Here is a 9,968-nt window from a genome sequence, read left to right on the forward strand (position 1 = left end):
CCGCCACTGACCGCCCCGCCCCTGACCGCCACACGAGGGAAACAAGGACATGGCCCGAGACCCCGACCCCGCCGTCAGCGTCTGCTTCATGGTCGAGATCGACAACATCAGCCTCGGCGCGTTCAACAGCTGCGAGGGCCTCGGCTGCGAGGTCGTCATGGAGCAGCGCGAGGAGGGCGGCAACAACGGGTACGTCTGGCAGCTCCCCTCCCGCATCAAGTACTCGAACATCAAGCTCAGCCGCCCCGTCACCAAGGACACCGAGAAGGTCACCGCCTGGCTCTCCGGCATGATCAACGGCGTCGCCCGCAAGACCGCGCACATCAGCGCCATGACGGTCGACGGCACGGTCGTGGCCCGCTGGAGCCTGATGGACGTCGTGCCGGTGCGCTGGACCGGGCCGCAGCTGAACCCCGAGACGGTCAAGGTCGCCACCGAGACCCTGGAGATCGCGCACCACGGCTTCCTCAACGCGGGCGGGGGCAAGTAGCCATGCCTCCGCCGCCCGGACAGCCCGTCGCGTTCATCGCCTCCGCCCCGCCGGCGGCCCCGTCCAACGACCCGAACGGCAACGGCGCGAGCGGCTCCCGCCCCAAGCTGGAGCGGGCGTACCTGGAGCTGCGCCAGCCGCCCGCCGACGGCGGCACGACCACGCCCGGGCCGCGGATGGGCCAGATCGACTTCCAGTTCAACCCCAAGGAGCTGACCCTCGCCAAGACGGCGAAGTGGGAGCGCAAGACCGCCAAGGGGGCCAAGAAGGCCGGGCCCGCCGAGTTCAAGGGGGCCGGTCCCTCCAAGCTGACGCTGGAGATGTTCTTCGACGCGACCGGTGTGCAGGACGACCGGGTCGTGAAGTCGGTCGAGGAGCTGCTGGGCTGCTGCGTGCCCACGGACCAGACCCACCAGAAGCAGCAGGGCGTGCCGCCCTGGGTGATCTTCCACTGGGGCGGGCTCACCGGCTTCGTCGGCTACGTCAGCCAAGTCCAGGCGAAGTACACCCTGTTCACCCCGGGCGGCCTGCCGATCCGCGCCACCTGCCAGGTCACCCTGGAGGAGATCAGCGGCCCGATGCCCGGCCAGAACCCCACCTCGGGCGCACTGGCCGCGCGGCGCGTGCACCGCGTGGTCTCCGGCGACACGCTCGCGCTGCTGGCCTGGCGGGAGTACGGGGACCCGGCGGCCTGGCGGGACATCGCCGAGGCCAACGGCATCGACGACCCGATGCGGCTCGCCCCGGGCACGGAACTCCTCCTCCCGGGAGCCGAGGAACTCGGCGCGCAGTGACCGTACGCAGTCAGACCTCCTCCACACCCTCAGGGAGAAGCCCCCATGGCCGGTGAGACCTTCGCCAACACCCTCGCGGTCGAGGTGAACGGCCAGCCCCTGCCCGCGCCCGTCGCCGAGACGATCGTGTCCGCGTACGTCGACGACAGCACCCAGTTGCCCGACCTCTTCCTCATCCGCTTCCGCGACCCGCACCACCTCGTCCTGGAGCAGACCGGCATCACCATCGGCACCAAGGTGAAGCTCTTCGCCCGCTCCGGCGACGACCCGCAGCGCGTGCTCCTCGTGTCCGGCGAGGTCACCGCGGTCGAGATCGACCTGGACGCCACCGGCACCTTCACCGTGGTGCGGGGCCTGGACCACGCGCACCGCTTCTTCCGCGGCCGGAAGGTCGCCGGGTACCGGCAGATGACCGCGTCCGACATCGCCGTCCAGGTGGCCCGCAGGGCCGGGCTGCCGGTCGGGCAGGTCGACGCGACGACGACGGTGTACGAGCACGTGGCGCAGCCCGGGGTCACCGACTGGGAGTTCCTGCACCGGCTGGCCGACCTGGCCGGTGCCGAGGTCGCGGTCGTGGACGGCAGGTTCGTGTTCCGGGTGCCGGCGAAGGCCGCGGCGGCCCCCGCCACCTCCACCCGCCCGCAGGCCAGCCCGTACGTCCTCGAGTTCGGCCGGAACCTGCTCCGCTGCCACGCCTCCGTGACCGCCGCCGACCAGGTCCAGCAGGTCGAGGTGCGGGGCTGGGACGTGCAGGCCAAGGCGGCGGTGGTGGGGCGGGCCCCGGCGGACCGGAGCGACCGGCTGCAGCTCGGGCTGACCCCGGGGCAGGCGGCGGACCCGTTCGGCAAGGCGGTGTTCCTGGCCACGGACACCCCGTACGGTACCCAGGCGGAGGCCGACCAGGCGGCGAAGGCGCTGGCCGCGGACCTGGCGGCGAGCTTCGCGGAGCTGGACGCGGTGGCGATGGGCATCCCGCAGCTGAGGGCCGGCACGGCGGTGACCCTCGCGAACGTCGGGAAGCCCTTCGAGGGCAAGTACACGGTCTCCGCGAGCCGGCACGTCTTCGACCCCGACACCGGCTACCAGACCTGGCTGACCGTGGGCGGCAGGTCCAACCGGTCGCTGTACGGGCTGGCCTCGGGCGGCTCGGGCGGGCCGGCCCAGGACCGGATCGGCGGCCTGGTCAACGCGACCGTCACCGACACCCGCGACCCGGAGGACCGGGGCCGGGTCAAGCTGGCCTTCCCCTGGCTGTCGGGCGAGTACGTGAGCGACTGGGCCCGCACCGCGGGCGCGGGCGGCAAGGGCGGCGGCGGGGTGTTCGGGCCCGAGGTGGGCGACGAGGTGCTGGTCGGCTTCGAGCAGGGCCGGGTGGACCACCCGTACGTCATCGGCGGGCTCTACAACGGCCAGGACAAGCCGTCGAAGCACGAGGGCCCCCTCGTGGACTCCACCAGCGGCAAGACCAACCGGCGCTCCCTGGTGACCCGTACGGGCAACCGGCTGGAGCTGCTGGACGCGGCCAACGGCCCCAAGGGCGTCCGGCTGGCCACCGGGGACGGCAAGCTCACCCTCCACCTCGACCAGAAGGCCACCTCGGTGGTCGTGCACAGCGACGGCAAGGTGGAGATCACCGCCAAGGAAAAGGTCACCGTCAAGGCGGACCAGGGCATCAGCGTGGACGCGGGCACCGGGAAGCTCGAACTCTCCGGCCAGTCGGTCTCTGTGACCGCCAAGACCGGGGTGGAGGTCGACGGCGGCGCGGGCGCGCTGAACCTCAAGACGAACGGCCAGGTGGACGTGAAGGGCACCACCGTCGGCGTCAACGGCCAGGCCAGCACCGAGATCAAGGGCGGGGCGAGCTGCTCGATCAGTGCCGCGCTCGTCCGCATCAACTGATACGTCACAGAAGAGGAGTTGGCGGACATGCCCCCTGCCGCGCGTGTAGGCGACCCCACCGGGCACCCCGGGGTCATCGGGCCGCCCGGGGTCCCCACCGTGCTCATCGGCGGGCTGCCCGCGGCCGTCGTCTCGACCCCGCACATCTGCTCCTTCCCGCCCCCGGCCGTCCACCCGCCCAGCGTGATCGCCCCGCCCGGCTGCCCGACCGTGCTGATCGGCGGCATGCCGGCGGCCCGGATGGGCGACATGGCCGCGTGCGGGGCGCCGGTCATCATGGGCGCGGTCAACGTGCTGATCGGCGGGTGAGCGGGCGTGGGTGAGCAGTTCATCGGCGCCGGCTGGGGCTTCCCCGTACGCACGGACGCGACCGGCGCGGTCGCCCTGGTCGGCGGGGACGTGGAGATCGAGGAGAGCATGCGGCTGATCCTCGGCACCGCGCCCGGGGAGCGGCCGATGCGGCCGCAGTTCGGTTGCGCGATCCACGACTTCGTCTTCGCGCCGGCCGACGCGGCGACCGCCGCGCACATCGCCTACGAGGTGCGGCTGTCGCTGGAGCGCTGGGAGCCCCGGATCGAGCTGGTCGACGTGGCGGTCACCTTCGACTCCGGCGACGAGGGCACCCTCTACATCGACGTCCGGTACGCGCTCCGCGGCACCAACGACCCCCGGAACCTGGTCTTCCCGTTCTACGTGATCCCGGAGCACGAGGCGGACGGCGGCCCGGAGGGAGCGGTGACGGGATGAGCCTGCCCCAGCCCAACCTGGACGACCGCCGCTTCCAGGACCTCGTCGACGAGGCCAAGCGGATGGTCCAGCAGCGCTGCCCGGAGTGGAGCGACCACAACGTCTCCGACCCGGGCGTCACGCTGATCGAGGCCTTCGCGCACATGACGGACCAGCTGATCTACCGGCTGAACCGGGTGCCCGACAAGAACCACCTCGCCTTCCTCGACCTGATCGGCCTCACCCTCTACCCGCCCGCAGCCGCCCGCACCGACGTGACCTTCTGGCTCTCGGCGCCCCAGCCGGAGACCGTCCTGGTCCGCGAGGGCACCGAGGTGGCCACCCACCGCACCGAGACCGAGGAGGCCGTGGTCTTCTCGACCGTCGGCGACCTGGCCGTCGTGCCCGTCGAACTCGCCGTCCTGGCCACGCAGTCCGCCGAGCCGGGCGCTCCGGCCGCCGAGCGCGGACCAGAGCTCGCCGGCGGGCGGGGCGTGCCGTGCTTCCAGCCGGTGCCCCGGCCGGGGGACGCCCTGCTGTTCGGCCTGTCCCGGCCGGCGCCGGCCTGCGTGGTGGCGCTCCGCCTGGACTTCCCGGTGGCCGGCCACGGCATCGACCCCGAGGACCCGCCGCTGCGCTGGGAGGCGTGGACCGGCGAGGAGTGGACGCGCTGCGAGGTCGACCGGGACGGCACCGGCGGCTTCAACCGTCCCGGGGACGTGCTGGTCCAGCTGCCGCCTGGTCACGCGGCCTCCGTCGAGGCCCGCACCCGGGCCGGCTGGCTGCGCTGCGTGGTCACCGACCGGGTGCCGGGGCGGCGGGCGTACTCGGCGACGCCGGAGCTGCTGGCGGCCGAGGCCTTCACCGTCGGCGGGACCGCGCCCGCGCTGCACGCGGAGCGGCTGGGCGAGGAACTGCTGGGCGTCTCCGAGGGCGTGCCCGGGCAGGTCTTCCGGCTGGACCGGGCGCCCGTGGTCGAGGGCGGGCCGCCGTTCGTGGTGGAGACGCCCGGCCGCGAGGGCGCCTGGGAGAGCTGGCAGGTGAAGCCCCACTTCGCCGAGTCGGGGAGGGACGACCGGCACGTGCGGCTCGACCGGGCCACCGGCGAGGTCTCCTTCGGGCCCGCCGTGCGGGAGCCGGACGGGCGGCTGCGCCAGTACGGGGCGGTGCCGGCGAAGGGGGTGCCGGTCCGGGTGCGCGCGTACCTGGCGGGCGGCGGCCGGCGGGGCAACGTGGCCCGGCGCGCGCTGTCGGTGCTGCGCAGCTCCATCCCGTACGTCGCCCGGGTGGAGAACCGCCGGGCCGCCTCCGGGGGCGTGGACGGCGAGGACGTGGCGAACGCGCGGCTGCGCGGGGCGCTGGCGCTGCGCAGCCGGGAGCGGGCGGTGACGGCCGAGGACTACGAGTACCTCGCCCGGCAGGCCGCCCCGCAGGTGGCGCGGGTGCGCTGCGTGGACGCGGGGGGCGGCGGGGTGCGGGTGCTGCTGGTGCCGGCGGCCGAGGACGACGGGGAGGGGCAGCTGGAGTTCGGGCAGCTGTTCTGCCCGCCGGCCCTGCTGGCGAAGGTGTCGGGGCAGCTGGACGAGCGGCGGATGCTGGGCACCCGGCTGGTCGTGGAGCCGCCGTACTACCAGGGCGTGACGGTGGTGGCCGAGCTGCTCGCCGCGCCGGGCCTGCCGCAGGCGCGGGTGCGGCGCGACGCCCTCGCGGCGCTCTACCGGTACCTCAACCCGGTGACCGGCGGCCCGGACGGGCGCGGCTGGCCCTTCGGGCGGGCCGTGCACAGCGGGGAGGTGTACGCGGTGCTCCAGCAGGTGCCGGGGGTGGACACGGTGGAGGGCGTCCTGCTGTTCCCGGCCGACATGGAGACCCTGCACCGGCTGGACCAGGTGGAGCGGATCCCCCTGGACGCGGGCTCGCTGGTCTTCTCGTACGACCACCAGGTCCGCGTGGGCGGCGGCCGGTGACCGCGGGGGAGGCCGGGGGCGGGCGGCGCCTGGTGCCCGGGCTGGTGTCGCGGTACCCGCTGGGCGCGCAGCTGCCGGCCGTGTACGCGGACGACGACAACGCCCAGCGGATCACGGAGGGCCTGGACGAGGTGCTGGCGCCGGTGCTGGCCGTGCTGGACTGCCTGCCCGCCTACCTCGACCCGCGCCTGGCGCCCGAGGACTTCCGCGCCCTCCTCGGGGCGTGGGTGGGCGCCGAGGGCCCGCAGGTCGCGGGGGCGGTACGCGGCCACGCCCGCCGCGGCACGGCCGAAGGCCTGGCGAAGGGCATCCGCCAGGCCTTCGGGGTGGAGCCGGAGATCGAGGAGAGCGGCGCGGCGACCTGGTCGGCCACCGCCCGCACCCCGCTGCCGGGGGCGGACCGCCCGTACGTCACGATCCGCCTGCGTGTCCCGGACCCGGCGGCCCTGGACGTGTCCGCGGTCACGGCGTACGTCGACCGCAACCGCCCGGTCCACCTCCCGTTCCGCGTGGAGGTCGTCCCCCTCCCGCCGAGACCCCCGGCCCCGCCCCGCGCACCGGACCCGCGCGACCCCGCTCCGGGGGCTCGGCAGGCCCCTCGTGACCCGCGGAGCCCCGGCGGCTGAGGCCGCCGGGGCCACCCGCACGGCCTCCGCCGGCTACGAGATGCGGACGTACTCCAGCACGGCGGCGCCGCCCATCGCCGGTTCGCTGCGGAGGTCAGCTCGTGTTTCCCCCATGGCGGAAAGACGATCAGTCCGCATTGGAGACATGCGGGGACCCCGCGAGGTTGTACGGCGGATCCGTGCCCGCGCAGGACCGGCGGAACGGACGCCGGGGCGGGGTCCCCGGACCCGTCAGAGGTACTGCGCCAGCTCGTCCAGCACCCGCAGCACCTCCGGTTCCTCCGCCGACGGGAGCTGGGCCACGACCTCCTCGACGCCCAGGTCCGCGAAGTGCGCCAGCTTCCCGGCCGTCGGGTGGACGGCGTACGGGACCACCTGGAGGTCCTTCGGGTCGCGCCCGGCCCGCTCCCAGACCGTGCGCAGCACCGGCAGCGACTCGGTCAGGCCCCGGCCGCCGATCGGCATCCAGCCGTCCGTGTACTCGGCGATGTGAGCGAACAGTTTCGGCCCGGCGGCGCCGCCGAGGAGGGTGCGGGGGCCGTGCAGCAGGGCGCCGCCGGGCAGCGCGCGCGGGGCCCGGGCCGGCTTGGGGAAGGCCGCGGAGGCCCGTACCGTCCCGAACTCCCCTTCGTAGGGCGTCGGTTCGGGTGCCCACAGGGCCCGCATCAGGGCCATCCGGTCGCGCACCAGCTCCCGCCGGGTGCGCCACTCGACGCCGTGGTCGGCCGCCTCCTCGACGTTCCAGCCGTAGCCGAGGCCGAGCGTGAAGCGGCCGCCGGAGACGTGGTCGAGGGTGGCGATGCCCTTCGCCAGGTCGATCGGGTCGTGCTGGGCGACCAGGGTGATCCCGGTGCCCAGGGCGATCCGCTCGGTGACGGCGGCCGCCTGGCCCAGCGCCACGAACGCGTCCAGCGTGCGCCCGTACTGCTCCGGCAGCTCCCCGCCCATCGGCGCCGGCGACTCCCGGCTGACCGGGATGTGGGTGTGCTCGGGGAGGTAGAGGCCGTCGAAACCGCGCTGCTCCAGTTCGCGGGCGAGGCGTACCGGGGTGATGGTCCGGTCGGTCAGGAAGATCGTGGTGGCGATGCGCACGTGCTGACACCTCCGTCGGCTGGGGAGCACACAACGTACGGGGTGCGCGTGCAATTGCCGAGAGGGGCGCAGGTGTTGTCAGCCGTGCGCCGATTAGGTAATGAGTTACTCATCCATTGCGGAGAGTGAGCACCAATCCTTGACCTGCTCGTCGGCGGGGGAGGAGGTCATCGATGACCGTGCGGGACCGGCTCGTGCCCGGACTGATCGGCGGGGCCGCGCCGTTGGCGCTCCTGGTCGCGCCCGCCGGATACGGCAAGACCACCCTGCTCACCCAGGCGGCCGCCGCCTTCCCCGGCAAGGTGCTGCACTGGCACCCCTGCCGGGACACCCGCGGCGCGCCCGCGCTGCTGGGCCGGCTGGGCCGCCAGCTGGAGATCCCCGACCCGCCCGAGCAGGTCACCGTCGAGTCCGTGCTGCTGGCCGTGGAGCGGTACGCCGAGCCGGTGCTGCTGATCGTCGACGACGTCCACCTGGTGCACGGCAGCCCGGCCGAGGGGGTCCTGGAGGAGCTCGCGCGGCTGGCCCCGGAGAACCTCCGGCTGGTGCTGGCCGGCCGGCGGATGCCCGCGCTCAGCCTCGCCCGGGCGGAGCTGGCCGACACCCAGGTGTTCACCGCGCTGGACCTGCGGCTGCGGGACGCGGAGATCGCGCGTGCCTTCCCCGACGCGAGCGGCGAGCTGGCGGAGCTGACCGGCGGCTGGCCCGCCGTACTGCGGCTGAGCGCACCGCTGGTGCTGGCGGGGCGTGACCCGCTGGGTTCCGGCGCGCTGCGCACGTACCTGGAGCGGGAGGTGCTGGGCGGCCTGCCGTCCGGCTTCGCCGTCGAGGCCCCGGAGGCGCTGGAGGAGTACGGGATGACGACCGTGCCGCTGCTGCGCGCCTTTGCGGAGCGGGTGGGGGCGGGCGCGGAGGGGGTCCGGGGCTTCGGGGCCTCGGGTGGCCTCGGCGGCCCGGGCGGTCCAGGTGACCCGGGCGGTCCGGGAGGGGGCGGCGGTCCGGGAGGGGGCGGCGGCCCGGGAGGGGGCGGCGGCCCGGGAGTGCCGGGGGGCCTGGGGGCTTCCGGAGCCCCGGGTGCGGCCGGTGACCCCGACGGCCTCGTGGGTCTCGGCGGCGGCCCCCATGGGGCACGGGGAGCGGGGGAAGCGGCGAGCGGGACCGTCCGCCGGTCCTGTGCCGGGGCGGTACGGACTCCGGCCGCCCCCCTGTCGGTGCGCTGCTTCCGGCGCTACGAGGCGACGCTCGGCGGGCAGGCGCTGGACTGGTCCGCGACGCGCCCCCGCGTGCGCACGCTGGCCCGCCTGCTGTCCGTGCACGCCGGACGGCCGGTCCACCGCGAGGAGTTGATGGCCGCCCTGTGGCCCGAGAGCCCGGCGCGCACCGCGGGGCGCGGGCTCCAGGTCGCGGTGTCGGCGCTGCGCACGTTCCTGGAGCCGGGTACGGACCGGGGGCGGGCGCAGGTGCTGGTGCGCCAGGGCGAGGCGTACATGCTGGTGCTCGACCCCGGCGGCAGTTCCGACGTGCAGGCCTTCGAGTCGGCGGCGGGGGAGGGGCTGCGGGCCGCGGCGCGGGGCGAGGCGGACCGGGCGGCGGCCGCGCTCGGACAGGCCCTGCGGCTCTACACGGGCGAGCTGCTGCCGGAGGACGGGCCGGCGGAGTGGGTGGTGCCGATCCGCGAGCGGTACCGCGTGCAGGCGGTGCAGGCCGCGCAGGTACTGGCCGAGGCGGAGTTGGGCCGGGGCCGTGCGGAGGCGGCGGTGGCCGCGGCCTCCTACGCCCTTGCGGTGGACCCGTTCCAGGACGCGGTGTGGCGGCTGCTGATCGCCGCCCACCTCCGTGCCGGTGAGCCGGTGGCGGCCGCGCAGGCGGAGCGCCGGCACGCGCGCATGCTGGAATCCCTGGGCGTGGCGTCCCCCTAACGCTGGCCGGGCCCGACCGCCGGACCGGTCCGACCGCCGGCCCGGGTCCGACCGCCCGCCGGGCCGCCCCCCGAACCGGGACCGACCGCCGGCCGGGCCGCCCCCCGAAGCGGGACCGAGCGCCGGCCGGGCCGACCGCCGGCCCGGTCCGACCGCCGGTCCCGTCCGACCGCCGGCCCGGGCCCATTGCCGGCCCGGGCCCATTGCCGGTCCCGGCCCAGTGCCGGGTGCGGGTGCTGCCGGGTGCGGTCCCGTGCCGGGGGCGGGTCGTACCGGGCTGCTGCCGAGTGCGGGTCTCCCTCCGAGTGCGGGTCCTTCCGGGTTCGGGGCTCGTGCCGGGGCGTGTCCTGTGCTGGGTGGGGCGGCGTGCCGGGTGCGGGTTCGTTGCCCTGCGGGGCTGTCCCCTACCCGCCCTTCCTCCGTTCCCCGGGCTTCGCCCGGACCCTTCGGGGGCT

General features: G+C 75.2%; 9 protein-coding genes. 8 read left to right on the forward strand and 1 reads right to left on the reverse strand.

From position 1 onward, the window contains the following. Nucleotides 1-49 precede the first annotated feature (49 nt). From ACIQUQ_RS15355 to ACIQUQ_RS15385, 7 genes are read left to right on the forward strand one after another with little or no spacing between them, the layout of a single operon-like run. On the forward strand, nucleotides 50-490 hold the full coding sequence (locus tag ACIQUQ_RS15355; protein ID WP_403975634.1) for a phage tail protein: 441 nt from the start codon (nucleotides 50-52) through the stop codon (nucleotides 488-490). A 2-nt stretch (nucleotides 491-492) separates the two neighbouring features. Beyond that, entirely contained in the window at nucleotides 493-1,284 is a 792-nt protein-coding gene (locus ACIQUQ_RS15360; RefSeq protein ID WP_403975637.1) for a LysM peptidoglycan-binding domain-containing protein, read from the forward strand. A 45-nt stretch (nucleotides 1,285-1,329) separates the two neighbouring features. Next, nucleotides 1,330-3,183, forward strand: a complete 1,854-nt coding sequence (locus ACIQUQ_RS15365; protein WP_403975641.1) for a VgrG-related protein — start codon at nucleotides 1,330-1,332, stop codon at nucleotides 3,181-3,183. A gap of 27 nt (nucleotides 3,184-3,210) precedes the next feature. Further along, nucleotides 3,211-3,492 carry a PAAR domain-containing protein gene (locus ACIQUQ_RS15370; RefSeq protein WP_403975643.1) on the forward strand — a complete coding sequence of 94 codons (282 nt, stop codon included), beginning with the start codon at nucleotides 3,211-3,213 and terminating at the stop codon, nucleotides 3,490-3,492. A gap of 6 nt (nucleotides 3,493-3,498) precedes the next feature. Beyond that, nucleotides 3,499-3,930: a GPW/gp25 family protein gene (locus tag ACIQUQ_RS15375; RefSeq protein WP_403975646.1), complete on the forward strand. Its 432-nt coding sequence runs from the start codon at nucleotides 3,499-3,501 to the stop codon at nucleotides 3,928-3,930. Then, nucleotides 3,927-5,876, forward strand: a complete 1,950-nt coding sequence (locus ACIQUQ_RS15380; protein WP_403975649.1) for a putative baseplate assembly protein — start codon at nucleotides 3,927-3,929, stop codon at nucleotides 5,874-5,876. Before ACIQUQ_RS15375 ends, ACIQUQ_RS15380 begins: the two co-directional genes overlap by 4 nt. Next, complete coding sequence (locus ACIQUQ_RS15385; protein WP_403975652.1) at nucleotides 5,873-6,502, forward strand: phage tail protein; 630 nt, start codon at nucleotides 5,873-5,875, stop codon at nucleotides 6,500-6,502. Before ACIQUQ_RS15380 ends, ACIQUQ_RS15385 begins: the two co-directional genes overlap by 4 nt. Nucleotides 6,503-6,733: 231 nt before the next feature. Here ACIQUQ_RS15385 and ACIQUQ_RS15390 read toward each other — a convergent pair whose 3' ends face one another. Beyond that, nucleotides 6,734-7,594 (reverse strand): TIGR03619 family F420-dependent LLM class oxidoreductase, encoded by an 861-nt coding sequence (locus tag ACIQUQ_RS15390; RefSeq protein ID WP_403975654.1) that lies wholly within the window; start codon nucleotides 7,592-7,594, stop codon nucleotides 6,734-6,736. Nucleotides 7,595-7,767: 173 nt separating this feature from the next. Here ACIQUQ_RS15390 and ACIQUQ_RS15395 point away from each other — a divergent pair, with 173 nt between their 5' ends. Next, the gene (locus ACIQUQ_RS15395) at nucleotides 7,768-9,513 is read left to right on the forward strand and encodes a BTAD domain-containing putative transcriptional regulator (protein WP_403975656.1); all 1,746 of its coding nucleotides are present in this window, start codon (nucleotides 7,768-7,770) and stop codon (nucleotides 9,511-9,513) included. Nucleotides 9,514-9,968 lie beyond the last annotated feature (455 nt).

The sequence above is a fragment of the Streptomyces sp. NPDC101118 genome, from assembly GCF_044759445.1.
Lineage (GTDB): Bacteria > Actinomycetota > Actinomycetes > Streptomycetales > Streptomycetaceae > Streptomyces.

Coding starts and splice junctions, on each gene's coding strand:
- ACIQUQ_RS15355 (WP_403975634.1), top strand. CDS start 50: ATGGCCCGAGACCCCGACCCCGCCGTCAGCGTCTGCTTCATGGTCGAG.
- ACIQUQ_RS15360 (WP_403975637.1), top strand. CDS start 493: ATGCCTCCGCCGCCCGGACAGCCCGTCGCGTTCATCGCCTCCGCCCCG.
- ACIQUQ_RS15365 (WP_403975641.1), top strand. CDS start 1,330: ATGGCCGGTGAGACCTTCGCCAACACCCTCGCGGTCGAGGTGAACGGC.
- ACIQUQ_RS15370 (WP_403975643.1), top strand. CDS start 3,211: ATGCCCCCTGCCGCGCGTGTAGGCGACCCCACCGGGCACCCCGGGGTC.
- ACIQUQ_RS15380 (WP_403975649.1), top strand. CDS start 3,927: ATGAGCCTGCCCCAGCCCAACCTGGACGACCGCCGCTTCCAGGACCTC.
- ACIQUQ_RS15395 (WP_403975656.1), top strand. CDS start 7,768: ATGACCGTGCGGGACCGGCTCGTGCCCGGACTGATCGGCGGGGCCGCG.